This is a genomic window from Agrobacterium burrii, from assembly GCF_017313405.1.
GTDB lineage: Bacteria > Pseudomonadota > Alphaproteobacteria > Rhizobiales > Rhizobiaceae > Agrobacterium > Agrobacterium burrii.
In genome coordinates this window covers 19,992-46,695 of sequence record NZ_JAFLNA010000022.1, presented here as the reverse complement: position 1 = coordinate 46,695, position 26,704 = coordinate 19,992, and the positions used below count along the sequence as shown (strand labels likewise).

Annotated in this window: 28 protein-coding genes; 14 read left to right on the top strand and 14 right to left on the bottom strand. The window is 60.5% G+C overall.

The window, feature by feature from the left end:
- Nucleotides 1-45: 45 nt before the first annotated feature.
- Nucleotides 46-1,686 carry an alpha/beta hydrolase gene (locus tag JZX89_RS27745; RefSeq protein WP_207136069.1) on the top strand — a complete coding sequence of 547 codons (1,641 nt, stop codon included), beginning with the start codon at nt 46-48 and terminating at the stop codon, nt 1,684-1,686.
- Between the two features lie 26 nt (nt 1,687-1,712).
- On the opposite strand, the gene JZX89_RS27740 is transcribed toward JZX89_RS27745, so the two are convergent.
- Nucleotides 1,713-2,552 carry an SDR family oxidoreductase gene (locus JZX89_RS27740; RefSeq protein WP_207136044.1) on the bottom strand — a complete coding sequence of 280 codons (840 nt, stop codon included), beginning with the start codon at nt 2,550-2,552 and terminating at the stop codon, nt 1,713-1,715.
- A 143-nt stretch (nt 2,553-2,695) separates the two neighbouring features.
- Here JZX89_RS27740 and JZX89_RS27735 point away from each other — a divergent pair, with 143 nt between their 5' ends.
- Nucleotides 2,696-3,064 (top strand): winged helix-turn-helix transcriptional regulator, encoded by a 369-nt coding sequence (locus tag JZX89_RS27735; protein ID WP_153513408.1) that lies wholly within the window; start codon nt 2,696-2,698, stop codon nt 3,062-3,064.
- A gap of 189 nt (nt 3,065-3,253) precedes the next feature.
- Here the strand turns inward: JZX89_RS27735 and JZX89_RS27730 are convergent, their stop codons facing one another.
- Nucleotides 3,254-3,685, bottom strand: coding sequence for an Lrp/AsnC family transcriptional regulator (locus JZX89_RS27730; RefSeq protein ID WP_052817598.1), 432 nt, complete (start codon nt 3,683-3,685; stop codon nt 3,254-3,256).
- 147 nt (nt 3,686-3,832) lie between these two features.
- Here JZX89_RS27730 and JZX89_RS27725 point away from each other — a divergent pair, with 147 nt between their 5' ends.
- The gene (locus JZX89_RS27725; RefSeq protein WP_174372865.1) at nt 3,833-4,933 is read left to right on the top strand and encodes a saccharopine dehydrogenase family protein; all 1,101 of its coding nucleotides are present in this window, start codon (nt 3,833-3,835) and stop codon (nt 4,931-4,933) included.
- Nucleotides 4,934-5,138: 205 nt separating this feature from the next.
- On the opposite strand, the gene JZX89_RS27720 is transcribed toward JZX89_RS27725, so the two are convergent.
- Nucleotides 5,139-6,599: a protein adenylyltransferase SelO gene (locus tag JZX89_RS27720; RefSeq protein WP_207136068.1), complete on the bottom strand. Its 1,461-nt coding sequence runs from the start codon at nt 6,597-6,599 to the stop codon at nt 5,139-5,141.
- 177 nt (nt 6,600-6,776) lie between these two features.
- Here JZX89_RS27720 and JZX89_RS27715 point away from each other — a divergent pair, with 177 nt between their 5' ends.
- Both JZX89_RS27715 and JZX89_RS27710 read left to right on the top strand, forming a co-directional pair.
- Nucleotides 6,777-8,495 (top strand): glycoside hydrolase family 32 protein, encoded by a 1,719-nt coding sequence (locus JZX89_RS27715; protein WP_207136043.1) that lies wholly within the window; start codon nt 6,777-6,779, stop codon nt 8,493-8,495.
- Nucleotides 8,496-8,568: 73 nt separating this feature from the next.
- Entirely contained in the window at nt 8,569-8,742 is a 174-nt protein-coding gene (locus tag JZX89_RS27710; protein ID WP_149898881.1) for a hypothetical protein, read from the top strand.
- Between the two features lie 27 nt (nt 8,743-8,769).
- On the opposite strand, the gene JZX89_RS27705 is transcribed toward JZX89_RS27710, so the two are convergent.
- The gene (locus JZX89_RS27705; protein ID WP_207136067.1) at nt 8,770-10,158 is read right to left on the bottom strand and encodes an MFS transporter; all 1,389 of its coding nucleotides are present in this window, start codon (nt 10,156-10,158) and stop codon (nt 8,770-8,772) included.
- A 176-nt stretch (nt 10,159-10,334) separates the two neighbouring features.
- Between JZX89_RS27705 and JZX89_RS27700 the strand changes: the two genes are divergently transcribed.
- On the top strand, nt 10,335-10,583 hold the full coding sequence (locus tag JZX89_RS27700; RefSeq protein WP_207136042.1) for a hypothetical protein: 249 nt from the start codon (nt 10,335-10,337) through the stop codon (nt 10,581-10,583).
- Between the two features lie 17 nt (nt 10,584-10,600).
- On the opposite strand, the gene JZX89_RS27695 is transcribed toward JZX89_RS27700, so the two are convergent.
- From JZX89_RS27695 to JZX89_RS27670, 6 genes are all read right to left on the bottom strand, one after another.
- Nucleotides 10,601-10,942, bottom strand: coding sequence for a type II toxin-antitoxin system RelE/ParE family toxin (locus tag JZX89_RS27695; RefSeq protein WP_207136041.1), 342 nt, complete (start codon nt 10,940-10,942; stop codon nt 10,601-10,603).
- Nucleotides 10,932-11,201 carry a ribbon-helix-helix domain-containing protein gene (locus JZX89_RS27690; protein WP_207136040.1) on the bottom strand — a complete coding sequence of 90 codons (270 nt, stop codon included), beginning with the start codon at nt 11,199-11,201 and terminating at the stop codon, nt 10,932-10,934. The genes JZX89_RS27695 and JZX89_RS27690 overlap by 11 nt, the downstream gene beginning before the upstream one ends.
- Before the next feature lie 76 nt (nt 11,202-11,277).
- Nucleotides 11,278-11,478, bottom strand: a complete 201-nt coding sequence (locus tag JZX89_RS27685; RefSeq protein ID WP_207136039.1) for a heavy-metal-associated domain-containing protein — start codon at nt 11,476-11,478, stop codon at nt 11,278-11,280.
- Between the two features lie 55 nt (nt 11,479-11,533).
- Complete coding sequence (cueR, locus tag JZX89_RS27680) at nt 11,534-11,956, bottom strand: Cu(I)-responsive transcriptional regulator (RefSeq protein ID WP_174372871.1); 423 nt, start codon at nt 11,954-11,956, stop codon at nt 11,534-11,536.
- Nucleotides 11,953-14,538: a heavy metal translocating P-type ATPase gene (locus tag JZX89_RS27675; RefSeq protein ID WP_207136038.1), complete on the bottom strand. Its 2,586-nt coding sequence runs from the start codon at nt 14,536-14,538 to the stop codon at nt 11,953-11,955. Before JZX89_RS27675 ends, cueR begins: the two co-directional genes overlap by 4 nt.
- Nucleotides 14,539-14,701: 163 nt before the next feature.
- Nucleotides 14,702-15,310 carry a class I SAM-dependent DNA methyltransferase gene (locus JZX89_RS27670; protein WP_207136037.1) on the bottom strand — a complete coding sequence of 203 codons (609 nt, stop codon included), beginning with the start codon at nt 15,308-15,310 and terminating at the stop codon, nt 14,702-14,704.
- A gap of 116 nt (nt 15,311-15,426) precedes the next feature.
- On the opposite strand from JZX89_RS27670, the gene JZX89_RS27665 reads away from it, so the two are divergent.
- Together JZX89_RS27665 and JZX89_RS27660 are read left to right on the top strand one after the other, a co-directional pair.
- Nucleotides 15,427-15,702, top strand: a complete 276-nt coding sequence (locus JZX89_RS27665; RefSeq protein ID WP_153513398.1) for a type II toxin-antitoxin system RelB/DinJ family antitoxin — start codon at nt 15,427-15,429, stop codon at nt 15,700-15,702.
- The gene (locus JZX89_RS27660) at nt 15,699-16,034 is read left to right on the top strand and encodes a type II toxin-antitoxin system YafQ family toxin (RefSeq protein ID WP_207136036.1); all 336 of its coding nucleotides are present in this window, start codon (nt 15,699-15,701) and stop codon (nt 16,032-16,034) included. Before JZX89_RS27665 ends, JZX89_RS27660 begins: the two co-directional genes overlap by 4 nt.
- A gap of 27 nt (nt 16,035-16,061) precedes the next feature.
- Here JZX89_RS27660 and blaOXA read toward each other — a convergent pair whose 3' ends face one another.
- Together blaOXA and JZX89_RS27650 are read right to left on the bottom strand one after the other, a co-directional pair.
- Nucleotides 16,062-16,886, bottom strand: coding sequence for a class D beta-lactamase (blaOXA, locus tag JZX89_RS27655; protein ID WP_142839376.1), 825 nt, complete (start codon nt 16,884-16,886; stop codon nt 16,062-16,064).
- A 112-nt stretch (nt 16,887-16,998) separates the two neighbouring features.
- Nucleotides 16,999-17,478 carry a YcgN family cysteine cluster protein gene (locus JZX89_RS27650; RefSeq protein WP_142839375.1) on the bottom strand — a complete coding sequence of 160 codons (480 nt, stop codon included), beginning with the start codon at nt 17,476-17,478 and terminating at the stop codon, nt 16,999-17,001.
- A 265-nt stretch (nt 17,479-17,743) separates the two neighbouring features.
- Here JZX89_RS27650 and JZX89_RS27645 point away from each other — a divergent pair, with 265 nt between their 5' ends.
- The 3 genes from JZX89_RS27645 to JZX89_RS27635 all read left to right on the top strand — a co-directional run bounded on the left by JZX89_RS27645 (nt 17,744) and on the right by JZX89_RS27635 (nt 23,011).
- A complete protein-coding gene (locus JZX89_RS27645; RefSeq protein ID WP_149898867.1) occupies nt 17,744-19,930 on the top strand; it encodes a transglycosylase domain-containing protein in 2,187 nt (728 codons plus the stop codon).
- A gap of 314 nt (nt 19,931-20,244) precedes the next feature.
- The gene (locus tag JZX89_RS27640) at nt 20,245-21,690 is read left to right on the top strand and encodes an alginate export family protein (RefSeq protein ID WP_207136035.1); all 1,446 of its coding nucleotides are present in this window, start codon (nt 20,245-20,247) and stop codon (nt 21,688-21,690) included.
- Complete coding sequence (locus JZX89_RS27635) at nt 21,671-23,011, top strand: serine hydrolase domain-containing protein (RefSeq protein ID WP_440131606.1); 1,341 nt, start codon at nt 21,671-21,673, stop codon at nt 23,009-23,011. Before JZX89_RS27640 ends, JZX89_RS27635 begins: the two co-directional genes overlap by 20 nt.
- 253 nt (nt 23,012-23,264) lie before the next feature.
- Here JZX89_RS27635 and JZX89_RS27630 read toward each other — a convergent pair whose 3' ends face one another.
- Nucleotides 23,265-24,164: a LysR family transcriptional regulator ArgP gene (locus JZX89_RS27630; protein WP_207136034.1), complete on the bottom strand. Its 900-nt coding sequence runs from the start codon at nt 24,162-24,164 to the stop codon at nt 23,265-23,267.
- Nucleotides 24,165-24,294: 130 nt separating this feature from the next.
- On the opposite strand from JZX89_RS27630, the gene JZX89_RS27625 reads away from it, so the two are divergent.
- The 3 genes from JZX89_RS27625 to JZX89_RS27615 all read left to right on the top strand — a co-directional run bounded on the left by JZX89_RS27625 (nt 24,295) and on the right by JZX89_RS27615 (nt 26,143).
- Entirely contained in the window at nt 24,295-24,903 is a 609-nt protein-coding gene (locus JZX89_RS27625) for a LysE/ArgO family amino acid transporter (RefSeq protein ID WP_149898863.1), read from the top strand.
- 111 nt (nt 24,904-25,014) lie between these two features.
- Nucleotides 25,015-25,602: a DUF1214 domain-containing protein gene (locus tag JZX89_RS27620; protein ID WP_149898862.1), complete on the top strand. Its 588-nt coding sequence runs from the start codon at nt 25,015-25,017 to the stop codon at nt 25,600-25,602.
- Entirely contained in the window at nt 25,595-26,143 is a 549-nt protein-coding gene (locus JZX89_RS27615) for a DUF1254 domain-containing protein (protein ID WP_149898861.1), read from the top strand. The genes JZX89_RS27620 and JZX89_RS27615 overlap by 8 nt, the downstream gene beginning before the upstream one ends.
- A gap of 20 nt (nt 26,144-26,163) precedes the next feature.
- On the opposite strand, the gene JZX89_RS27610 is transcribed toward JZX89_RS27615, so the two are convergent.
- Entirely contained in the window at nt 26,164-26,352 is a 189-nt protein-coding gene (locus JZX89_RS27610; RefSeq protein ID WP_174372878.1) for a hypothetical protein, read from the bottom strand.
- Between the last annotated feature and the right edge of the window lie 352 nt (nt 26,353-26,704).

The following is a 26,704-nucleotide window of genomic DNA, read 5'->3' as shown; positions in this document are numbered from 1 at the left end:
GAGCAGAAGGGGCAAGTCAAGTTGGTGAAACAATGGGTTGGGCGGTTGTTTGCGGGTCTTTCGGCAACCGGCATCGTCTTTGGCACGGTCCTGTTCTGCGCTTCGCTCACACCCTCGCTTCTGCCGCGCACATGGCTGATGCAGGGTGTGCTGTGCGGGTTTTCCTTTGCCATCGGCTATCTGATCGGCGTCGCGCTGCACGCCGTCTGGGCCTATCTGGAATTGCCTGAACCCTCACGACATAACGTGCGCGGCATTCGTTTTCTCATCGCGCTTGCCGCCGCCATCACGGCCATTGCGTTTTTGTGGCAGGCGAAGGACTGGCAGAATTCCATCCGCGTGCTGATGGAACTCGATCCGCTGCCCAGCGCCCATCCCACCAAGACCGGCGGTATCGCGGTGCTGGTCGCCGCCGTGCTCATTGGCGCCGGTCGGCTTTTCCAGCTTATCCGCCGGTTTTTTGCCGCGCGCAGCCGGCATTTCCTGCCGCGCCGGCTCGCCAATGTTCTCGGCATTGCCGCTGCCATCGTGCTGTCATGGATGCTGCTCAATGGCCTGATCTTCGATATCGGCCTGAAATTTGCCGATTCCTCGCTGAAACAGGTGGATGCGCTGATCGAGCCTGACGTGCCGCGCCCGTCCGATCCGCTCAAGACCGGCAGCAGCGCGTCGCTGATGACATGGGAATCGCTCGGCCGCCGCGGACGGGAATTCGTGGCCGGCGGGCCGCAGACTCAGGACATTTCCGCCTTCACCCATCGTCCGGCCAGCGAACCGCTCAGGGTCTATGCCGGCCTGAATTCCGCTTCGACACCCGAAGCAAGAGCCAAACTGGCGCTGGAGGAACTGAAGCGGGTCGGCGGTTTCGAGCGCAAGGTGCTGCTGGTCGTCATCCCCACCGGCACCGGCTGGATCGACCCGGAAGCGCTGGATACGGTCGAATATCTGCATGATGGCGACATCGCCAGCGTCGCCGTGCAATATTCCTATCTTTCCAGCTGGATCGCGCTGCTGACCGAACCTGACTATGGCGTGGAAACGGCGCGGGCGCTGTTTCAGGCCGTCTACGCCTATTGGACCACCTTGCCGAAGGAAACCCGGCCGAAGCTTTATCTGCATGGGTTGAGCCTCGGTTCGCTCAATTCGCAGAAATCCTCCGATCTTTACGATGTGCTCTCCGATCCCTTCCAGGGCGCGCTGTGGAGCGGCCCGCCGTTCTCCAGCCCCACGTGGCGCATGGCCACCAATGGGCGGGTTGAGGGCACGCCGGAATGGCTGCCGCGTTTCCGCGATTCCTCCGTCATCCGTTTTGCCAACCAATATACCACCGCCCATATGCCTGATGCGAAATGGGGGCCGATGCGGATCGTTTATCTGCAATATGCGAGCGATCCGATCACCTTCTTCGAAACCGCTTCGCTCTATCGGCGTCCAGAGTGGATGGCACATCACGGGCCGGATGTTTCGACGTCCTTCCGCTGGTTTCCGGTAGTGACGCTGCTGCAGCTCGGCCTCGATGTCGCCTCCGCCACCACGGCGCCGATCGGTTACGGCCATGTCTATGCGCCGGAACATTATATCGATGCATGGACGGAGGTGACCCAACCGGAGGGCTGGAGCGCCGAGGACATCCAGCGGCTGAAGATGTTTTTCAAGGCCCGCCGCGGCTCAACCGATCCGGCGTAGCGCGGCGGGCGTATCGCTTGCCGGCGTCAGCCTTTCAGCGCGTCCAGATGGTCGGCCACATAGGTTTCCAGCGAACGCGGCGCGTGGCCGGTCAGGGTCTCAACACCGCCGGTCACTACTGCTGTCCAGCCTTCACGCACGGGATAAAAGATCGAGGCGAGGAAAGAGGCGTAGTCCTTCGGCACACCCGCGCCGGTGAGGATGCCGATGAAGACCTCATCCGAAACGGCAGCATACGAGACCGGCTTGCCGATCGCCTGTGAAATCACCGCGGCTGCCTCGCCGTAACCGAAGGCCTTCGGCCCGGTCAGGTTGAAGGCCTTGCCATTAAAGGCGTCAGAGGTCAGCGCGGCAGCCGCACTGTCGGCGATATCGCGCACGTCGATGAAGCTCGACTTGCCCTCGCCCGCCGGCACGGCGATCTCGCCATGTTCAATGCCGGCCTTCCAGTAGCTGTGAAAATTATCGGCAAACCAGTTGGGGCGCAGGATGACGTAAGGCGTACCCGACGCAATGATCTTCAGTTCGATCTGGCGATAGGGAATGGAATCGTCGGCATCGACACCGAGGACGCTGAGGAAGACGATCTTCACCTTGCGACGAGCGGCCTCCTCGACAACGGGCGTCAGCGCGTCGATGGCGTCCAGACGCCCGCCCGCCAGGATCAGGAACAGCCGGTCCACGCCGTCGAATGCATCGGCGTAGGTCGAGGCATCGGTATAATCGAAGCGCACCCCTTCCGCGCCGTCCGCCGCCTTGCCGCTGCGCGAGGCAGCCTTCACGCTTTCGCCCTTTGCCACGAGTGCCTTGACCAGCGGCGTGCCGATGGTGCCGGTGGAACCGATTACGAGTATCTTGCCTGTCATCTCAAATATCCTTAGTATCTAATGGAAACCATGTTTCGGAAATAGAGGTACTGCGTTTTCGAAATCATGAAAAGAGAGCACTTTTCGGTTATCTGGTTTCCTTGCGGAAACCGGCATGGCCTTGAAACAACAGGGTGAAATCGATGGCGAAGATCTATGACGTTTATGAGGACCGCTGCCCGACACGTATGGTACTGGACAGGATCGCCGACAAATGGGCGCTGTTGATCCTCGACAAGCTGCGGCGCGATCCCGTGCGCTTCAACCTGCTGCGGCGCGAGATCAAGGGCATTTCGCAAAAGGTCCTGTCGCAGACACTGAAGAAGCTCGAACGTGACGGGCTGATCTCCCGGCAGGCCTTTCCAACGGTTCCGGTCACGGTCGAATATTCGCTGACGCCGCTGGGGCGGACGCTGACCGACACGGTGGCGGCGCTTGCCCATTGGGCCGAGGGTAATATCGATGCGGTGATGGCGGCGCAGCGGGCTTATGATGAGAAGGCTGCGGCTTAGGCAAGGGAACTGCCGTTCACCTCATTCCTGTGCTCGTCACAGGAATCCAGCCAGCCCAAGTCCTTGGGCTGAAAAGACTCTTCCCGCCGCGCAGACGCGCGTCGGCTGGATCCCTGTGACAAGCACAGGGATGAGGAAGGAGAGAGCGTCCGGAATAACCGTCTTCCGCGCCTGCCGCACTCCCACCCCCTACCGCGAAATCCGCGTCGAAAGAATGATCGACGACAGCGTGCGCTCCACGCCGTCAAGCGCGCCTATGCGGTCGATCAGCCGGTCGAGATCGAGGATCGAAGGGGCGGCCAGAATCGCAATCAGGTCAAATGTGCCGCTCACCGAATGCAGCGTCGTCACCTCCTTGATGGCGGCAAGTGCGGCCGTCACGCCGGGCAGCGCCTTGGGTGCGATGGTAATCAGTACATGGGCGCGCACCAGCCCGGAAAGATAGCTTTCCGAAAGCCGCAGGCCATAACCGGCGATCACGCCGTCAGCCTCCAGTCGCTCGATGCGCGCCTGCACGGTGGTGCGGGAAAGGCCGAGTTTGCGCGCCAGTTCCGCCACCGGCATGCGCGCATTTTCGGAAAGCAGGGCCAGCAGCGCCCGGTCCTTGTCGGCGATCGTCATAGTGATCAATCCTGTCGTATAACTGCTCAATAATAGACCGCTATCTGCACATAGTGAAGCTGCGAATCGTCAATAAAAGCTGGCATTCTGCCTTTGAGGCGCATTCGTTGCGCAAAGGCATGCGAATTTACTGCGGGGAACAAAAACATGAAAAACATTGTCGTCATCGGCGCGGGCAATATCGGTTCAGCCATCGCCTGGATGCTGGCCGCAACAGGCGATTATCGCATCACGGTTGCCGATCGCTCGGCCGACCAGCTGGCCAACGTGCCGGCGCATGAGCGCGTCGATACCGAGATCGTCGACATCACCGACCGTCCAGCCATGGAGGCACTGCTGAAGGGCAAATTCGCCGTGCTTTCCGCCGCCCCCTTCCACCTGACGGCGGGCATTGCAGAGGCGGCTGTCGCCGTCGGCACCCATTATCTCGATCTCACCGAAGACGTCGAATCCACCCGCAAGGTCAAGGCCTTGGCGGAAACGGCTGAAACCGCACTCATTCCGCAATGCGGCCTCGCGCCCGGTTTCATCTCCATCGTCGCCGCCGATCTCGCCGCCCGCTTCGACAAGCTGGACAGCGTGCGCATGCGCGTCGGCGCGCTGCCGCAATATCCCTCCAACGCGCTCAACTACAACCTCACCTGGAGCACGGACGGGCTGATCAACGAATATATCGAGCCGTGTGAGGCGATCGTCGAAGGCCGCCTGACCGCCGTTCCGGCGCTGGAAGAGCGTGAGGAATTTTCGCTCGACGGCGTTACCTACGAAGCCTTCAACACCTCGGGCGGTCTCGGCACGTTGTGCGCCACGCTGGAAGGCAAGGTGCGGACGATGAATTACCGCACCATCCGTTACCCCGGCCATGTGGCGATCATGAAGGCGCTGTTGAACGACCTCAACCTGCGCAACCGCCGCGATGTGCTGAAGGACCTGTTCGAAAACGCCCTGCCCGGCACCATGCAGGATGTGGTCATCGTCTTCGTCACCGTCTGCGGCACGCGCAATGGCCGCTTCCTGCAGGAAACCTATGCCAACAAGGTCTATGCCGGCCCGGTTTCCGGCCGGATGATGAGCGCCATCCAGATCACCACCGCCGCCGGCATCTGCACCGTTCTCGACCTACTGGCCGAAGGTGCCTTGCCGCAGAAGGGTTTTGTGCGGCAGGAAGAAGTGGCGTTGCCGAAATTCCTCGAAAACCGGTTTGGGCGGTATTACGGCACACATGAGCCGCTCGCCCGGGTGGGGTGAAGAGCTAATATTTTATAGGGCGCAGCGTTGCCGCTGGTTTCTTCTCCCCGCCGGGGAGAAGGTGGCCCGAAGGGTCGGATGAGGGGGCACGGTTGCCGGGTTTCGGCGAGCTAGCCCCCTCAACCCGCTGCCGCGACCTTCTCCCCGGCGGGGAGAAGGCGAAAGACGCACACGCTCGCTCCGACATTGCGGAGCGGCGCAAAGATTAAGTCCCGCAAAACGTCCGAAACACCCGCTCATGGCTCATCGGCGGCTGCATATAGACAAAATTGTCCGGCCGCTCCTCGAAGGGCGTCGCAATTGCCGTCAGCATGGCGTGGAACGGTTCGAAATCATCGTCCTCAACCGCCGCCTCGATCAATTCCTCGATGCGGTGGTTGCGCGGGATGACGGCCGGATTGACTGATAACATTGCCCGGGACCGGTCGGCATCGGAAATATCTTCGCGACCGGCGCGTTCCCGCCACAGGGCCAGAAATTCATCCGCCCCGGCAATATCGATGAACATGCCGCGAAATGGCTCGGCATCGCCGTTTGCGGTGTGGGAAAGACGCCGGAAGGTCAAAGTATAATCCGCTTCCGATGCCTGCATCAGCCCAAGAAGCGCCTGTACAAGATCGATATCGCCCTCTTCCTCCAGCGTCAGGCCGAGTTTTTCGCGCATTCCGGCCAGCCAGCGCTTGGGAAAGGCAGCGGCGAAATCTGCCAGCATGGCGTTGGCGCGTTCGGCGGCCTTCTCCACCTCAGGGTCAAGAAGCGGCAACAGGCATTCCGCCAGCCTTGCAATGTTCCATTGGGCGATGCCCGGCTGGTTGTTGTAGGCGTAACGGCCCTGCGCATCGATGGAGGAAAACACCTTGTTGGGATGATATTCGTCGAGGAAGGCGCAGGGGCCGAAATCGATGGTTTCGCCAGAGACGGCCATATTGTCGGTGTTCATCACGCCATGGATGAAGCCTACCATCATCCAGCGGGCGATGAGGTCGCATTGCCTTTCAGCGATGCCGCGCAACAAAGCGAGGTAAGGATTGTCAGCGGTTTTCGCCTCTGGATAGTGGCGATCGATCACGTAATCCGCGAGGTTCCTGATCGCCTCGTCATCCTCGCGCGCGGCGAAGAACTGGAAAGTGCCGACGCGGATATGGCTTGCCGCGACGCGGGTGAAAACGCCGCCCGGCAGGCCCACTTCGCGCTGCACCCTTTCGCCGCTGAGGACCGCCGCCAAGGCCCGCGTGGCGGGAATGCCAAACGCATACATGGCTTCCGAGACAATATATTCCCGCAGCACCGGGCCGAGGGCGGCGCGGCCGTCTCCCCTGCGCGAAAACGGCGTCGGGCCGGAACCCTTCAACTGGATATCCCGCCGTTTGCCGTTTTTGTCGATCACTTCGCCGAGAAGAATGGCGCGGCCATCACCCAGCTGCGGCACGAAGCCGCCGAACTGATGGCCGGCATAGGCCATGGCCAGCGGCTCTGCCCCCTGCGGCACGACATTGCCGGAAAAGATCGCCGCCAGCCTTTCATCGTCGAGACTCGCGACATCGAGAAGAAGCTCGTCGGCAAGCCGGCGATTGAAGGCGATAAGACGCGGCGCCTTCACCGGCGTCGGCAGCACGGCGGCGCTGAACCGTTCGGGCAGGCGGGCATAGGAATTGTCGAATCTGATCACGGATAAACTCCCTGCTTTTGCCTTTATATGGGGCGGCAAGACCGCAGATGCGAGTGATAAATGCCGTCACACCGTGCCTATAGCGCCACTCATTGTATTTTGCGCAATGAACTTTCCAGCGCCATCATCGTTCCTATGCTTGACCCGCAGAATGCCGAAATGAAAGGAACAGCAATGAGCGTCGTTGAAACCGTGACGGAAGTATCGGAAAGCGCCATCCGCACCATTCACACCGATCTGCCCGTCAACGCCACCTTCCATGTCTGGCTGAAGGCGAAAAAACCGGCCGAACCGGGTGCTGTGTCCTTCTCCAACCAAAATGGAAAATTCGCTGAGGTTTCAAGCGTCAACACCGAAGAGTTCGGTTTTCGAATCTATCAGGTGTTCGGCGGCGGCCATGTGGAACTCAGCTACGACACCGTGACGACAGCCGTTTCCGTCATCTACTGGTTTACTGCTTCCGATGTGCTGGAAACCGGCATCACCGTCGTCCACAGCAAACCTGATAATGCCGCCCCCGAGTTGCCGGGCAGCTATCACTTTCGCCCGCCCTTCGGCTGGATGAACGATCCGAACGGGTTTGGCCGTTTCGAGGGCCGTCCGCATCTGTTCTACCAGCATTATTCGCACGGGCTGCGCTGGAACACCATGCATTGGGGCCATGCGGTCTCATCGGATTATCTGCGCTGGCGGCATCTGCCGATCTTCCTGTTCCCCTCCGAGGATCTGACGACGCGCCCGGACAAGCGCGGCGGGGCTTATTCCGGCTCAACCATTCCACTGGTCGAAGGCACCGGCATCCGGGTATTCTTCACCGAGCAGGTGCAGGACCGCATTCCCGAGCAGCAGATCCAGCTCACCGCCACCTCTTCCGATCTCATCATGGCCGGGCAGGCCGAAGTCATTCTCGCCCAACGCCCGGACGGACAGGGGCTGACGCCGGATTTCCGCGACCCTTACGTCTTTCGCGGCCCCGATGGATTGTGGAAAATGCTGCTCGGCAGCCAGAGCGATGGTGGCGGCGTCATTCTGCTTTACGAGACGCTGGACCCCACCGCCGCATCCGGCTGGACCTATGTCGGCAAGTTGTGGGTGGAAACGCGCTACAAGACTACGGCGATCGAATGCCCCTGCCTTTTGCCGCTCGACGGCCCGGCCAATGCCCGCTCCACCCGCTGGGTGCTGATCTACGGGCTGATGCATTCGGAAGACCCGGAGACAGGCCGCAAGAACCTGACCATGGCCGATGTCGGCTGGTTTGACGGCAAGGCCTTCACCAAGGAATCCGGTCAGGAACTGGATTTCGGCACCGATAATTACGCCTTTCAGGCGTTTCTGGATGGTGACAGCATTATCGGTATCGGCTGGCTCGCCAATTGGGCGGATGCCAGTCCCGAAATCGATTTCCCCACCTCCATGACGCTGCCGCGCCGGATTCACTATGCCAATGGCGAGCTTCTGACCCCGCCCATCGGCGCTGCGGAAAGCCTGCGCAGCCATATTCTCGACCGCACGCGGCTGGCGGCGGGTGAACGTGTCACATTCATCAACGGCGCAGTGGAAATTCTAATCGAGTTCGCCTCGCCCGGCGCGCCATTCGAGCTGGCGCTCGATCATCCGACGGTCACGCTTGGTCTCGTTTCCGATGAAACGGGCTTGTGGATCCGCCACGAGGACGGTCGCGATGGTCCTTCGCCGCATTATATCGCCAAGGGGGCACGGGCCTCACGTATCCGTATTTTTCTGGATTACGGCTCCATCGAAGTCTTTGCCAACCGTGGCCGCTATGTGGGGACAAAACGCATTGAGGGTTTCGAACCCGTGCGTTCGGCGCTGCTGAAAGCGGCCCCCGGCGCGGTGGTACACGCGACCAGCTGGGCGCTCAAACCCTGAGGAACCTTTTGGCGGACATGGCGGTTGATAGACCAGCAAAAGCCGAGCCTAACCCGCAAAAAGGAGCAACGGCATGACCAAAATCCGCGATACCCGCGATCCCATCCTGTTTCCGACCGAAGCCAATGAAAACAAGGCCGAGAAAAAACGCGCCGGCAAGGGCATCATCATCATTATCGGCGCAATCGCGATCATGTCCTTCGTCGTTTATCTGGCGGCGATCACCATCGCCGCCACGCAGTCTTAACCCCTCGCCTTGGCCGGAAACCGGTGCTCAGCCCCGTGCGCTTCGCAGCCCGCGGGCGGTCAGGAGCGCAACGAGCGACACGGCGGCACCCAGCCCGTAAAGATAGACCATCGGCATCATCACATCCGCACGCTCGATCTGCGCAACGAGATCGGTGGCGGCAGCGACGGTGCCGCTTGCACCCGCGCCGGCCGCCGCACCCAGCGTCGCGACCGTGGGAAGCAATGCGCCGGTCATCTTGCGCTCTTCCTCCGGAGCTGCCTCCATGGCGGCCTGACTGATGCCGGCCCAGGACATGCCGAAGGCAGACCCGATCAGGATTTGCCCCAGCAACATTTCGCCCCAGTTCCCGCTTGCCAGCCCCAGCCCCAGCAGCGCGCAGCCCGGCACCATCTGGTAAGGGCCGTAATGCAGGCAAAACTCCCTGAGACGAGCCGACCGCAAGCTGCCGATCAGCATCGCCACGAAGCTCCAGGCAAGCGGCATCGTCACCACAATGAAGCCGGCGAAGGTTGGCTCATAGTGCCAGAGATTAATGGCGACATAAGCGAGATAAACGCTGCCCAGCGCATGGGCATAGGACATCAGGAACAATACCCAGAAACCGGCGCCGAGCACCGTTTTCAGCTGGAAAGAATCCTTAGGGAACAGGCCGAAGGACGGCCGGATGCCCATTCGCAACGACGCCCACAACAGCGCAGCTCCTGCCAGCAGGGAGATCGCCCGCAGGCTCGCATCCTCAAAGGCGGAAGGCGCGGAGAAGGCCAATGCGCCGACAAGGCAGAGAACCAGAGGCACCATCGGTTTGCGCGTCGCTGCCACCGGTCGCTCGGCCGAAACGGCAACGGTCGTGTAGACCAGCAGAAGCACGATCAACGGCGCAGACAGCAGGAAGGTAGCGCGCCAGGACATGTGTTCGGTGGCGAAACCACCCGTCAGCGGGCCGATGAAGGAAGCGACCGCCCAGATCGCCGCCTCGATGGCAAAGACCTTCGGCAACAGGCCGGAGCGGAAACCGGCAGGTATGAGGCTGTAGCACACCGCCACGATCAGCCCATCGGCCAGCCCCTGCAACGCCCGGCCGACGACAACCCATAAAAAATCCCCGGCGATTGCCGAGAGGACCGAACCGAAGGAAAAGATCAGGCAGCACAGAAGCAAAACGGCGCGTGCGCCAAAACGCTCGCGAAACAGCACGGCGGTGACGCCACCCGCCACGGAACCAACGAAATAGAGACTATAGGCCCAGCTATAATAGGCAGCCCCGCCAATTTCGTTGACGGCAACGGGCAAGGCCGTCACCACCGCGAACTGGTTGAAGGCATGCAGGCCTATACCGGAGGAAATGACGGTCAGAAGCGAGAGGTTCGCCCCGCTCAGTAATTCGCCCCAGCCGTTTTTCTCCGTCATTTCCATACTCGTCAAAGCCGTATCCTTTCCGTTTTTGCGATACGGCGGACAAACTAAAACCTCAAGCACCATTGAGGTCAAGACGGCTTTTTCACGTAATCTGGTTTGAAGGAATTACCTGGCGGCAGGAACCCTGCGCCCGCCCGACCGTTTGCTGAAGAACCGACAGAAAGGATGTCGTCATGGACCGCAAGAAAATCATGCCGCTCAACGAAGACGCCATGGACGAGGATCTGCTCGACCTCGACGTCGATGCGCTTCCCGCCAAGGGCGAAATTCCGCAATCCATCGAGCAGGAACTCGAGGAGGAAGAGGCCGAGAACGAGGATGACCCCTATCAGGAAAGCGACGAGGCCCTTCCCGACGATGCCGAGGAACGGGTGATCAACCGCAATCCTTCGCGGGAAGGCGGGGCGTTCGACGAGGTTTAATCGGGGCTGCCAGAGCCTTATGCAAGGCGCTTGAGCATATGGCGCTGATGGTCCTGCCCGCCGAAGAAGACGGCAAGAATACGCACGGTCTTTTCGCCCTCATCGACATCGAAATAAAAAACTGCCTGATTTTTCGTTACCCGGCGAAGGCCGGGTAGCAATTCTGGTGTTAGCGTTCCCTGAAACGGCGCTTTGTGAAGAGCGTCCATATCCGCCTCAATCGATCCCACACGTCGTGCAGCCCGCGTGAATGCGGCCGGCAAAGCATCGCCAAGATCGAGATAGGACTGGACGAGATGGTCGAGAATGAGGCCGAGGTCCTTGTCCGTCTGTGTCGAACGCAGAACCCTAAAGGCCATAGCCGGCCTTTTTGGCCGCGATCATGGCCGCGGTTCTGTCCTTGCCATCCTCCACGGAGATGAACTCCCCCTGCCCGCGTTCAGCCAGCAAGTCGCGAAGCGCCGCGATTTCGGCGTCCTTTAGTTCGGATTCCTGTCGAAGCAATTCCAGCCCGCGCTGGACCACGGCGCTGAGGCTGGCATAACGCCCCTCCTCCACCAGCCGGCGGGCGAAGCTATCCTGCTGATCGGAAATGGATACTGATGCCTTGACGGACATTGCGGCACTCCCTTTGCATGTAGGGTTATGCTACTCAGTAGCACACCCTCCATATTCATTCCAGCAACAATGACTTTCACTTCACCCGTTCCGGCGAATAACCGGCATCGCGGATCGCCGCTTCAGCCGTTGAGGCGTCGCCCGCCACCGTGAGTTTGTGGGTGGCGAGATCGATGCTGACAGACGCGTCGGGCAGCACGTCGGCGAGAGCGCCGCGCAGGGTCTTTTCGCAATGGCCGCAGGTCATGTCCGAAACGAGGAAGGTGGTTGCACTCATGGTTTTTTCTCCTTTTGACCGGTAGCGATGTGGTCGCGCCGGCTGTCATTGCAGTTCAGTGGGTTCTTGCGGGCTTCCCGGCGTTCTTTTCAGAGCCGGCGAGATCATCGAGGATGGGGCAATCGGGCCGGTGGTCGCCGCCGCAGCAATGGGCGAGATGGGACAGGGTCTTCACCATGCTCTTCATTTCGGCGATCTTCTGCTCCAGATCGGCGATGTGGACGAGCGCGATTTCCTTCACCGCCGAACTCTCGCGGCTCTTGTCCTGCCAGAGTTTCAGCAGCGTCTCGGTTTCTTCCAGAGAGAAACCGAGCGTGCGCGCTCGCTTGATGAAGCGCAGATTGTGCACGTCCTGCTCGCCATAGACCCGGTAATTATTGCCGGTGCGGGCGGCGGGGGTGATGAGGCCGATCTGCTCGTAATAACGGATCATCTTGGCGGAAACGCCCGATGCTTCCGATGCCTGGCCGATATTCACGACGTCACCTCCCTGTGCGCAACCTTCGCCCGTTTCAACCGCAGCGCATTGGCAAGAACGAAGACGCTGGACAGCGCCATGGCGCCCGCGCCGATCATCGGCGACAGCGTGATGCCGAAGGCGGGATAAAGCACACCCGCCGCAACCGGTATCAGCGCCACGTTATAACCAAAGGCCCAGAACAGGTTTTCCTTGATGTTGCGCATGGTCGCCCGGCTCATCTCGATGGCATTGACCGCGCCGAGAAGATCGCCGCCAACCAGCACCACATCGGCGCTTTCGATGGCGACATCCGTGCCGGTGCCGACAGCGATGCCGATATCGGCTTCGGCCAGTGCCGGCGCATCATTGATGCCGTCACCGACGAAGGCCAGCACCCTGCCGCCGGCGCGCATCTCGTGGATCGCCTTCACCTTGCCTTCGGGCAGCACTTCCGCCACCACGCGGGAGATGCCGACCTGTCGGGCGATTGCGTTTGCCGTGCGTTCATTGTCGCCCGTCACCATCGCCACTTCGATACCCATCGCCTGCAGCGCCCGGATGGCGGTGACACTTGACGGTTTCAGCGGATCAGCGACGGCAATTGCGGCTGCCAGCCTGCCGTCGATGGCGGCATAAAGCGGCGTCTTGCCCTCGTCACCCAGCCTTGCGGCGGCTTCAGCGAAGATACCCACGGAATGGCCGAGTTTGGCCATGTAACGATCTGCGCCGACTTCGACCCTGCGGCCATTGACGGTGGCGGCTATGCCGTAACCCGTCACGCTTTCGAAGTTCTCGACGGTCGCAGGCTCGAGTCCTGCAGGGGTCGCAACCTTCTTTTCCTCCGCAGCCCGCACGATCGCTTCGGCAATCGGGTGTTCCGAACGGCCCTCGACGGCAGCGACCAGCGCCAAGACCTCGTTATCGGCAAACCCTTCCGCAACCACCAGATCGGTCAGTTCCGGGCGGCCCTTGGTGACAGTACCGGTCTTGTCGACCACGACGATCTGCGCCGAGCGCAGTTCCTGCAGGGCCTGTCCCTTGCGGAACAGCACGCCCAGCTCCGCCGCCCGGCCGGTGCCGACCATGATCGAGGTCGGCGTGGCAAGACCCATGGCGCAGGGGCAGGCAATGATGAGCACCGCCACCGCATTGACCAGCGCGAATGTATAGGCGGGCTCAGGGCCGAAAATCGCCCAGACGATGAAGGTCAGGACAGCGATTGCGATGACGACAGGCACGAACAGCGCGGTGACGCGGTCGACCAGCAACTGGATCGGCAGCTTCGAACCTTGCGCCTCCTCCACCATGCGGATGATCTGCGACAGCATGGTATCCGCGCCGACCTTGGTCGCCCTAAACTTGAAAGCGCCGGTCTTGTTGATGGTGCCGCCGACGACCGTTGCGCCGACCGTCTTTTCCACCGGCACGGGTTCGCCGGATATCATCGATTCATCGACATAGGACGAGCCTTCGACGACTTCGCCATCCACCGCCAGCCTTTCACCGGGACGGATGACGATGATATCGCCCGTCACCAGATCGTCAGGGGAAATATCGATGGTCGCACCGTCGCGCTCCACCCGGGCGGTTTTCGCCTGCAGGCTCATCAGTTTGCGGATGGCGTCTCCCGTGCGGCCGCTGGCGCGGGCTTCGAGAAGCCGCCCGGTGAGGATCAGAGTTACGATAACGGTGGCCGCTTCATAGTAGACGAACTGCGCCTCTGCCGGCAGCAGATCGGGTGCGAAGGTCGCCACGACCGAATAGAGATAGGCCGCCGTGACACCCAGCGCCACCAGCGAGTTCATTTCCGGCGCGCCGCGCAAAAGTGCTGGAAAACCGGTCTTGAGGAAGCGCAGGCCCGGCCCGAAAATCACCGCCGTCGCCAGCACGAAATAGATGTAATAAAGGTTCTGCGTATCGATGATCCCCATCAGCCAGTGATGCATCGGCTCATAGAGATGGCCGCCCATTTCCAGCACGAAAAGCGGCGCGGTCAGGATGGCGGCAATCGTCAGGTCGCGTTTCAGCGCGCCCTCCTCACCGGCATGTTGCATGTGGTCATGGCCGCCACTTTCGCCGGCCGCCGCCATCTCGTTGTGGCCCTGATGATGTCCATGGTGCTGGCTGTGGTCTTGATGGGCGGAATGATCGTGCGGCTTGCGTGTCGTCAGCGCAAAGCCGGCGAGCTTTGCCGTTTCCACCAGCGCATCCCGCTCACGTCGGCCGCCGATGGTTTCCACCGCGACCTTTCCGGCCGCAACGTCCACCTTCACATCGACGGTGGTGGCGACGGCGTCCAGAACGGCCTTCAACCGCGCGGCATCCGCGTCATTGCGCAGACCCTCGACGGCAAATTCATGCCGGTCCGGCGCGATATCGTAACCCACCTTCTTGATGGCGGCGCCAAGCGTCCTGGCCGAAAATCCTTCGGCCGGCTCCACGGTGAGCTTCTTTGTTGCGAAGTTCACCGAGCTTGAGGCGACGCCCGGCACCTTGGCCGCGGCCGTTTCCACCCGCCGCACGCATGACGCGCAGGTCATGCCTTCCACGGGAATGGAAACCGGTTGGTTCGAATGGGCGTGTCTGACTGTCTCGTTCATGGGAAATCCCCTTTCGAGACCCTATGTAGGGCTTCCCATGATGGGAAGGTCAAGGTATGGGCAAGCTTTTTGTTGAACACACAATCGTGAGCACAGAAAACAGCCATAAAAGCAGGAATTTCCGCCGTTTACCTTTGCTGTCGGGTAACCGCGCGGTCGCCTCTCAGGCCGCCACGCGTCTGGCGAGATAAACCGTCGCCCCACCGCATTGCGGGTCATTGACGATGTGATCGAGAAGCCGGAACCCGTTTGCGGCGAGCAGTCTCTCATAATCTTCGCGCGCAAGGCTGGCGTGATAAAGCGGCTTGCCATGGAACGTGCCAATCGCTTCGCCATGGCCTGGCCCGGCGGTGAACATCAATGCAGCACCGTCATTGGCGTGCTGGCGGAAAATGCCGAACATCAGGCGTTGATCTTCGGGCTTCAGGTGGAAAAAACTGTGCCAGGCAATCAAACCGTCAAAACGGCGACCGAGAGCCAGCTCGCGCATATCGGCAACCGCCCAGAGATTTTCCGGAAACCGGTTGCGACAAAGTTCGATCAGCGGCAGGGACGCGTCGATGCCCGTGACGTCATAGCCATTGGCGATGAAATAGCCGGCAATCGGTTCACCGGAACCGCAGCCGATATCGAGAATGGGACCGCCATCAGGCAAAAGCGAGGTGAACCTGTCCAGCCATGGTTTTTCGGCAAGGGACCGGCCGCGCTCCTTGTCGAAATCAGCGCCGTGTTCGGTATAGAGCCCGATGACATCGCGGGAGGCGTTCGACATTTCCTGATGTCCTTTCCCGGGTTCAAGGCATTCCGCCCCTGACGTTACCTGTGCATCGAATATTGAAAATGATGCTCATTTGAGCTACATACGACATTATCAAAAGGAGGTCGAGCATGACCGCAAATGCTTATGTTAGAGCGCGTATCGATCAGGCGATCAAGGACGATGCGACCGCTGTGCTTGACAGTCTGGGGCTGACCGTTTCCGATGTCATGCGCATGATGCTGACGCGGATCGCCCGCGAAAAAGCCCTGCCCATCGAACTGACGCGACCCAATGCCGAAACGCTTGCCGCTATCGAGGAAGCACGCGCTCTCGCGGCGGCGAGGCGTCCCCGCTTCGAAACAACGGAAGCTATGCTCACCGCCCTTGACGGCGACAAGCGGTGACAGACGGAAAAGGCCGTGAAAAGCCGGCCGCATCAAAGCGGACGACGTTGCCGCGCAGTTCAGATTTCACCCGGCAATTTCTTAAAGACTGGCAGCGTCTGAAGAATTCCGGGCGCTACGATATGGAGAAACTGAAGAAGATCATGCTTCTCCTCGTCGCCAATGAGGGGCCGTTACCGCCACAGTTTCATGACCATGAATTGACCGGAGAATGGCGCGATCATCGCGAATGCCATGTCGGCGGCGACTTTCTGTTGATCTACATCCTTGATGAGAAGCAGAATCTCGTCGTTTTTACGCGCACCGGAACGCACGCCGAGCTTTTCAGATAAAGGCGTAATCCAAACCGGACGATCCTTCTACCGATGCACCGCCAGCCGCGGAATATCACGCAAAAAGGCGTCGCGTACGGCGGGGCCGAGCGGTTCGTTGGATGGTTTGTCGGAAACGCGCAGCCTTGCGAAGACGATGTGCTGGCCTTCCCGCTCCGCCCAGCCGACGAACCAGCCGAAAGGACGGTTACGGTCGGGGTTGCCCTTTTCATCGCGCATATAGCCGGTGCCGGTCTTGCCATGCACGGCCCAGCTTTCCGGCGCATCGAACGTTGGAACGATCGCCCGGGTCTTTGCCTGCGCATCACGGGAAAAAGGCAGGTTGCCGGCCAGCAGACGGCGGATGAAGCCGACCTGCTCCACCGGTGAGATGGTCAGCGACGAACCGAGCCAGGAATGGGTCAGCCCGTTATTCTTGCCCGGTTCGCCGGAAACATCGGCATTGCCATAACCGAGACGCTTTACATAGGCGGCAAATTTTTCCGGGCCGAGACGGCGGGTGACTTCGCGCGAGTACCATAGCACCGAATCCTGCTCCCATATGGTGGGATCAACCGTCTTGCGGTCCGAAGCGCGGGCCTCCGTGCCGGGTTTCCAGTCCCAGGCGGGCGACTTTTCATCCTGAAGGATGCCGGCATCGTAGCCGATCAGCGCCAGCGGCACCTTGAAGGTTGAGGCCGGTGCCACGCGCTGGTCGCAGGCGCCCTGCTGGTTGATGACCGCCCCCGTCTCGATGGAGGTGACCAGCGTGCATTCAAACGCCTGCGGCTGTTGCTGGGCGGAAGCGGAAAGCGGCAGGAAGCCCGGAAGGGCAAGGCACGAAAGAACGATGGCGGGCAGCCGGTAGCGCATGCGTTTTGATGTCCCTCGTCCGCATTTTGCGGATCATTTGCCTGAATGGTGAGAGCGGTCTAGGTGACTGATGGGGCAGGAATAGGACCAAAACGAAAATTGACGTCTTCCGTCAAGTCCGTTCCTTTTCGCCTGCCCTCTCACCCACCGTCAGGGGCCAATCGACCACATAATCCTCGAAGTCGTCAACATCCACATCGGCCTCGCTGACGGTTCTGCCACGTGCCGAAATGCCGGCCTGATGCACCGTGTCCGTGTCGCCGGAGACGAGATAGTGCCACCAGTACAGATCCTTGCCGTCACGCACCAGCGCATAGGCGCAGGTGGGCGGCAGCCAGCCGATCTCATGCACCTTCTTCAGGTCAAGCTGGATACAGTCCGGCACGGTGGCGCGGCGATTTTCATAGTCGGAGCATCGACAGCTTTCACCGTCAAGCAGCACACAGCGGACCGAGGTGAACACCACTTCGCCGGTGTCCCAGTCTTCCAGCTTGTTGAGACAGCACAGGCCGCAGCCGTCGCACAGGCTTTCCCATTCCTCGCCGGTCATCTCGGTGAGCGATTTGGTTTTCCAGAACGGCGCGTCATTCATCGTTAACATTTCCGTTTCATTTTGATCTCTTGGACGGGAGTGTTTAACCGGTCCCTAATCCTTTATATCGTATCGCCAAGGGCTGGTTTGTACGATATTTTAGCATATTGGCGGCGGCTGAGGGTCATTGGCCCGCAAGAAGTCGCCACGTCAAGCAATTCCGACATAACCATGCCACGCTTTTGCGTCGGGAATGGGTTGGAAGAGGAATATCAGGCAGGCATATCGACGGGCCGCGTTGCGTTGAACAGGAAAACATCGCCAGGTGCAGGAAGAAAAAGACGATAAAAACGGCCGCAAAAAGCGGCATATCCTGCTCCGGATCGATAGCTTCATCGATAGCGGCCTGTGGACGGCTGCGGCACGGTTAGTGGATTTCTGGGAAGACGTCACCATCGCCTCGCGCAAACTGCATGTGCGCGGCTGGAAGAAACTTGTCGTCAACCTGACCTGTGATGCGCTGACCTTCGGAACGGCAGGTGCAGTCGTGCTTCTGGCGCTGGCGATGCCCGCTTTCGAAGAGACAAAGAAGGACTGGCGTTATCGCGGCGATTTCGCCGTCACCTTCCTTGACCGTTACGGCAACACCATCGGCCATCGCGGCATCATTCATGAAGACAGCGTGCCGATCGACCAGATGCCTGATCATTTCATCAAGGCGGTTCTGGCGACCGAGGACCGGCGTTTCTTCGACCATTTCGGTATCGACTTCATCGGCCTTGCCCGCGCCATGAGCGAAAATGCCCGCGCCGGCGGTGTGGTGCAGGGCGGCTCGACGCTGACGCAGCAGCTCGCCAAGAACCTGTTTCTCACCAATGAGCGCTCGTTGGAGCGCAAGATCAAGGAAGCCTTCCTCGCGCTCTGGCTTGAGAGCAACATGTCGAAGAAGGAAATCCTCAGCCTTTATCTCGACCGCGCCTATATGGGCGGCGGCACCTTTGGTGCTGCGGCCGCGGCGCAGTTTTATTTCGGCAAGAACCTGACCGACGTGACGCTTTCGGAATCCGCCATTCTGGCCGGCCTGTTCAAGGCGCCGGCCAAATATGCGCCGCATGTCAACCTGCCGGCGGCCCGCGCCCGCGCCAATACCGTGCTTTCCAACCTGGTGCAGAGCGGGCTGATGACCGAGGGCCAGGTGATCGGCGCGCGGCGCAACCCGGCCACCGTCATTGACCGCGCCGATGTGAAGGCGCCGGATTATTTCCTCGACTGGGCCTTCGACGAGGTCCAGCGGCTGGCCGCCGAAGGCAAATTTAGGGATCACACCGTCGTTGTGCGCACCACCATCGATACCGGCCTGCAGCAGGCGGCGGAACAGGCGATGGAAATGGAACTGCGTGAATATGGCGAGGGCTACCGCGTCAAGCAGGGCGCAATGGTGATGATTGAAAACGGCGGCGGCGTGCGCGCCATGGTCGGCGGCCGCGACTATGGCGAAAGCCAGTTCAACCGCGCCACGGCGGCGCTGCGCCAGCCCGGCTCTTCCTTCAAGGTCTATACTTACTCGGCCGCGATGGAAAAGGGCATGAAGCCGGACACGCTGATTTCCGATGCGCCGGTGACATGGCGCGGGTGGTCGCCGCAAAATTATGGCCGTTCTTATGCCGGCAGGGTAACGCTGCAGATGGCGCTCGCCAAATCCTACAATACCGTGCCTGTGCGGCTCGCCAAGGACGTGCTCGGCACGCAGGTGATTGTCGATACCGCCAAGGCCATGGGCGTCGCTACGCCCTTGCGCAGCGACAAGACCATTCCGCTCGGCACTTCGGAAGTCACCGTTCTCGATCAGGCCACAGCCTATGCCGTATTCCCGGCCGATGGCATGCAGTCGCGCCGTCACGGCATCGAGCAGGTGATGGATTACGAGGGCAACGTTCTCTACGATTTCAGCCATGACGAGCCGCCCGCCAAGCGGGTGCTCTCCGAGGACGCCAATTCCAAGATGAACCAGATGCTGGTGACCATCCCGGTGATGGGCACGGCCCGGCGCGGGGCGCTGGATAACGGCATCGTCTCCGGCGGCAAGACCGGCACCTCGCAGGCCTATCGCGACGCCTGGTATGTGGGTTTTACCGGCAACTACACGACGGCTGTCTGGTTCGGCAATGACGAGTTCACGCCGATGAACAACATGACCGGCGGCGCGCTTCCCGCCATGACCTACAAGCGGCTGATGGACTACGCCCATCAGGGCATGGAACTGCGCCCGATCCCCGGCATCCAGAACCCGCTGCCGACGGGCGCGCGCCCGCAACCCTCGGCGCAAGTCGCATCCGCCAGCACGCCCGCCATGCCGGCGCTCACCCGCCCGCGTTCGCTCTCGGCCGAGGCGACACGTGTCATCCGCTCCATCGCCAAGAAGATGAAGGATGCTTCGGCCCTGAGCGTGACGACGCAGAAGGTGGCGGATGCGTCGCTGCGGGAAGGCGTGGGCGAGGCTGGGCGGCGTTAGGATGTCCGGATACCGGGTTATGCACTGCGCGACCTTCAGACCGGCTGATTGGCTGGATCGCTTTCAATCATAGGCTGTATATTGCACCAAGAGGATGGCGTCGGCGCATTTGCTTGAGAAAAATAACTCAAGCATAAATCGACGGCCTACAGGTTAATTTACATTGCGCGCGACCAAAAATATTCTCGCACCGGAGAATAAGAACACGAAATCGTCTTTCTACACTTCAAGATTGAATAGACCATTCCGACCAATTCATGTCTAAGTGAATGCGGTTATTTCTGTCTGGTCACAAAGCGATCCCGGAGGACGGCATGAACGATGCGGGAAATGCAAGGCGGGCGGTGGCGGCCGTTCTTGCTGCTGGCCTTGGGCTTGCACCCCATGCGGCCCGTGCGCAGGATCCCATGCTCCTGATCGACGAGCCGGGCTTCGAATTGCGCCTGCATTTTCAGGCCGGCGTGAACGCCGTGGCCGAACAGAACCTGTTCTGGAACTTCGCCGATACTTTCGCTCCGTCGGCCGGCTTCGATAGCGACACGCGCTGGCTTGAGGGCTACCTGATGCCCGGCCTCGGTTTCACCGCCGATGCCGGCGAGCGGCTCCAGATCTATGGAAAGATTTCCGCCGTTGCCTCCGGCACGCTTGGCACTGATGCCTTCGATGCCGGCGGCACGGGCGCCATCACACTTGAAGACGGCTATCTCGGCCTGCGCTCCAGAGCTGAAACCGGCCCCTTCTTCGATATTTCCCTCGGACCGCGTCCGTTCCAGACCGGCACAGGCATGCTGATCGCCAATGGCGGTTCGAGCGGTTTCGAGCGCGGCGCCCTGAAACTTGGGCCGAGAAAAGCATGGGAACAGGCCGCCATCCTCCGGTTCGGCAAGGATGACCTGACGGCGACGGCCTTTTTCATCGACGCGAATGAATTATCCGACAAGGACAGCGGAACGAAGATCGTGGGAGCGGATCTGCGTTATGAACCGCAGGAGGGCCGATATGCCGGCGTTACATTCGGCCATGTTCCGGAATCCGGCTCGCCCTACCCCCGGACCGCGGCTGGCGGCATCGGCGCGCCTGTCATCATGCCGGGTGCGCGCGAGGGATTGAGTTTCATCAACGCCTATACCCGCACCAATCCGTTCGATGCGCCGCTGCCGGGATTTTTCATCGGTGGCGATATCGCCTATCAGTGGAACCCCGATATCGACCTCAGGGCCTGGGGCGGCCGCGCCCAGGTCGGTTATGCGTTCGAAGAGGTTTCGTGGACGCCGACCATCGCCTACAGCTACCAGACCTTCTCCGGCGACGATCCTTCGACCTCGCGTCTGGAACGCTTCGACCCGCTCTATTACGAAGGCAATCCGAGCGCATGGTCGACGGGTACGAAATCTTCCATGATGTTTCTGAATTCGAACGTCAATGCACATCAGATCAGCCTGCAGGTGAAACCGACGCAGGCCGACACGTGGACGCTGCGCTACGCGCATATCCGCGCCAATGAGCTGAACAGCCCGATCCAGTTCGGCCAGGGCACACGCCTCGACAACATAGACGGCACGCCCACCCCGGTTGCCGGCGTGGGCGACCACCATCTCGCCGATGATATCTATCTGGAATATTCGCGCGTTATCAATCCCAACACCTATCTCACGGCGGGCGTCAGCATTTCCTTTCCCGGCAAGGGCATGAATTCCCTGACCGCGGACAATTCGCCGAACTGGCTTGGAGGCTTCGTCAATGTCATCGTCAATTTCTAAAACCCTGTCGATCGTTCTTGCGGCCATGCTGCCCGTTCTGGCCTACCCTTACGCCGCGTCCAGCCAGAACGCCACGCCGCTTTCGGCCGAGCAGTCAGACCCGACCAAACTCGGCTGGATGCAGGGCTTTCCGCCACCGGAAGAGAAAATCATCCGCTTCTCGGACAGCGACTATTTCAACTTTCCGAAATCGCGCTGGACGGTCTGCCATTTCCGTCAGTTGATGCCAACGGTCAATGTGAGCCGCGGCCTCGGCGCACCCGCAACGCTCGAGCGCAAGCTCGATCCCGCCATCGATGCCGTGACGTACCGGCCGACCGGCGCAGACCGGGACATGAGCTGGCAACAATCGCTGTCGGCCAATTATACCGACGGCATCGTCGTGCTGCACAAGGGTGTGCTTGTCTATGAGCGCTATTCCGGTTGCCTCAACGATGCGGGGCAACATGGCGCCATGTCAGTGACGAAGTCGCTGACCGGGCTTCTGGGCGAGATGCTGGTTGCCGAAGGTACACTGGACGAGAATGCCAAGGTCGCGACCGTCGTTCCCGAACTTGAAAAAAGCGCCTTCGGCGATGCGACGATCCGGCAGGTGCTCGATATGACGACGGGCCTGCGTTACAGCGAGGACTATGCCGATCCCAATGCCGATGTGTGGACCTATTCGGCGGCCGGCAACCCTCTTCCCAAGCCCGAGGGTTATGAAGGGCCGCGCAGCTATTTCGATTATCTGAAGACGGTGGTGAAACAGGGGGAACACGGTTCCGCCTTCGGCTACAAGACGATCAACAGCGATGCGCTCGGCTGGATCATCGCCCGCGTCTCGGGAAAATCGGTGGCAGAGCTGCTCTCGGAACGGATCTGGAGCCGGATGGGTGCCGAACAGGACGCCTATTACACCGTCGATTCCACCGGCACGCCGTTTGCCGGCGGCGGGCTGAATGCCGGATTGCGCGACATGGCGCGTATCGGCCAGTTGCTGCTCGATGGGGGCGTTGTGGATGGCCAGCGTCTCATTCCGCAGAAGGCGATCGACAATATCCGCAACGGCGGAGACAAGGCGGCTTTTGCGAAGGGCGGTTATCCGGCGCTGCAGGGCTGGAGCTATCGTGCCATGTGGTGGGTCACCCACAATGCCAACGGCGCGTTCATGGCGCGTGGCGTGCACGGCCAGGCAATCTATGTCGATCCCGCAGCCGAAATGGTCATCGCCCGCTTTTCCTCGCATCCCGTCGCCGGCAATGCCGCCAACGACGCGACATCGCTGCCTGCTTATGAGGCCGTGGCGCGTCATTTGATGACACGGGTGGGGACGCCGTGAGGGCACCGAGGTGAAGTCGGGGTGCATCGCCTGAAGATTTCTGCCGGAGTGTGTGACTCACCCCCCTCTGTCCTGCCGGACATCTCCCCCACAAGGAGGGAGATCGAACCGAGGCTATGTCTCGCCCATCTCAACGCTTGAGATTGAAGTAGCGGTAGAGCGTCTTGCCGATCTCCCTCTTTGTGGGGGAGATGTCCGGCAGGACAGAGGGGGGTGAGCCACACACTCCACGCTCCCCTTTTCCCACGATGCTTCACACCAATAACGCCGCCCGTGCCGTTTCCACCACATTGGCGGTGAGCGCCGCCAGACGGTCGGCGGCCAAACGATTGACCTGCCAGTAAAGCGGGATATCGAATGATGTGCCGGGAATAAGTTCCACCAGCCGCCCTTCCCTCAAATGCTCCGCCACCAACTGCACCGGATTGAGCCCCCAGCCCATGCCGGCAAGGCTTGCCTTCACGAAACCATCGGTCGAGGGCAGCCAGTGGGTGGGATAGGAGACGTCTTCTCCCAGCGCCTGCCTGATCCAGCTCGCCTGCAGCCTGTCCTTCTGGTTGAAGGTCAGTCCCGGTGCGCGGGCAAGGGCTGAGGGCGTGACGCCATCGGCGAAATGGCGGGTCATGAAATCCGGGCTGGCGGTAGCGTGATATCTAAGTACGCCGAGTGGCGTTACTCGGCAGCCCTGCACGGGCTTGGCATGGGCGGTGACGGCGGCAAGCACCCTGCCCCCGCGCAGCCATTCCACCGTGTGATCCTGATCATCCACCGCGATATTGACGAGATAGTCGTTGCTGCCGGTGAATTTCGAAACCGCATCGAGAAACCATGTACCGAGGCTATCAGCATTGGTGGCGATGTTGAGCGTCACACGCTCCTGTACCGATCCCGCCTCTGCAAGCGCCGGAAGCTGGCGGAACAATTCGCTTTCCAGCATGCCGACATGGTCCATATGCCGGCAGAGCCACTCGCCCTTTTCCGTCGCAACGCAAGGGTTGCCGCGCACGATCAACACCACGCCCAGCCGCTCCTCCAGCTGTTTGATACGCTGCGAGACGGCTGATGGCGTGACGAAGAGCAGCTGCGCCGCCTTTTCGAAACTGCCGGTCTGGGCAACGAGCGCCACGGCCCGCATGGAGGGATAGTCTAGCATTAGCCACACTTATCTAGGTTGAGTTTATTTAACTGGATTAAACCATCCCACCTCAATATCCAAGTACTCGGTCCGCAGGCGACGGCTTGCGCCATTCCGCATGGACAGAGACAAGAGGCTTCCGACGCGCATGGATATACAAATCTTCTTCACCGGCCTGACGATGGGTCTGAGCCTCATCGTCGCCATCGGCGCGCAGAATGCTTTTGTTCTGAAACAGGGGCTGGCGCGCTCGCATGTGTTCGCGGTCTGCGCCACCTGCGCCATTGCCGATGCGCTGCTGATCACCGTCGGCGTCTTCGGTTTTCAGCGGATCAGCGCCGTCATGCCGGCGCTTGATCCCATCATGCGTTATGCCGGGGCTGCCTTCCTTATCTGGTATGGCGCCAAAAGCCTGCATTCGGCGCTGCGTTCATCCGAAGCGCTGTCGGTGGCTGAGCGGCAGGAGGCGAGCCTGTGGCAGACGCTGGCCATTTGTCTGGCGCTCACCTTTCTCAATCCGCATGTCTATCTCGATACCGTCGTGCTGCTCGGCACCATCTCCACGCAATTTCCCGGCTTCGAAAAGACCTTTGCGGCGGGTGCGGCCACCGGTTCGGTGCTGTTCTTCTTTTCGCTGGGATATGGCGCGCGCTGGCTGCGACCGGTCTTCGAAAAACCTTCCGCCTGGCGCATTCTCGAAGGCGTCATCGCGGTTACCATGTGGGCCATCGCCTTCAAGCTGGTCATGGGTGCGTGAGAACCGGAATTCGCAATTCCCCTCATTTTCACAAAGACTAAACAAAGGGCACCATTTTCCAAACGGGGAATCAGTGATAGTTCTCGACCTGTTCAAAAACGGGAAAACAGCGTGTTCCGAGTTCCATTCCTTGTCGGCATTGCCCTTCTGATCGCCTTTGGCGGCGGTATTGCCGTAACGCTCGCAGCACTTGAGGCGACGTCCGGTTTCGGATCGATCCGCATCGGTTCCTGGGACGCGTTTCCCGAAGCACAGACAATCGAGGCTGACCCTTACGCCAAATCGCACCGCGCCGATGCCGGCAGGCTGCTTTATGGCACGACCGAGGGGCTGGCCTTTACCGCCTCCGTCGACAGCGATGGCCAGCGGCTCAGTGGCGAATGCCGTTACCGGCTGGCCGGCGCCGTGCCACCTTCGCGGTTCTGGACGCTTTATACCGCCGATCAGCAGGGCAATGTGCTGGCGGAAGATGCCGGGCGGCCGTTTGCGCTGAATTCCCGCACGCTTCTGCGCAGTGCGGATGGCGGCATCGACATCACCATCGCTCCCGACGCCCAGGCCTATAACTGGCTGGCGGTGCCGCAGGGCCAGACATTCAAGCTGGTGATGACGCTGCTCGATACGCCGGTCGCCGGCAGTTCCGGCCTGATCGATATCGCCATGCCGCAAATCCGCAAGCTGGGGTGTGGCAATGCTTAGGGTCCTGCTCGCCATCCTCACCGGCCTCGTCGCCGCCGCCGTGCTGCACGTCATCATTCTTCTGGCGATACCGCATTTCAGCAATCGCGATGCCTATACCCGCGCGGTGGCGGAAGGAAAGCCGCATCTGTTTCATCTGCTCGAAGAGACGACCGAGAAGAAGACGCTTGGCAGCGGTGATCCCTTCATGCGGGTCGCGGTCTGTACTTTTAATATCGAAGAAAAACCCGTCCGGCTCACCGCACTTGGCGCCGTGCCTTTCTGGTCGGTCGCGGTTTACGACAGGGCCTCGAACGAGGTGTTCAGCATGAACGACCGCACGTCTGCTGGCGGGGTGATGGATATTCTGGTCGCCGATGCGGTGCAGATAGCCGCCATTCGCAAGGCGCAGCCGCCATCGCTCTCACAGGCCATTCTGGCGGAATCGGATCAGACGGAAGGATATGTGGTGTTGCGGACCCTGGTGCCGCAGCCAAGCTTCGGGGAAGAAGCCGAACGTTTCCTGAACGAAGCGAAATGCCAGCCGACGCCGTGGAAATAACGCCGGTCTTTTACATATAATCAGGATTTCAGAGCCGTTTCCGGTGCGGATTTGCCCTTGCGCACGACCTTGCCAGCGGGCTCGGTTTCGCGCTTCTCATAACGTACGCCGGTAAACAGCACCACCTTTGCGGGGCCAATCACCTTGGCCGCGATGCCGGCGGGGCGCAGGCTTCGTCGGGCGTCGCCGATTGGAATAATGTCTGCCATGCTTCTCTCCTCTTCGGGAGTCAATGTTGCCTATGGGAACCGCGCAAGCCTCGTCTTGCGTCGGGAATTTCATCACCATCACATTGCGCATAATCCAGCCCACAGGCTGGTTTTCGCATGTCCCTAAACCGCATAAGGTTTTAGCGCGGGACTATGCGGACATTCAGGCATTTCGCGGCCATTTTGGCTTTTATTCCGAACGTCAGAATAACATGGAATCCTAATACTGCCCATGAAATTACAAACAGACAGAGGTTAATGATCCGTTAACCCTAATCGCTGGACGCCAATTTATCGCCGAAAGGGCCGCACCCGTTGAAAACAAAGGCGATGCGGCAAAGTTCCATGACAT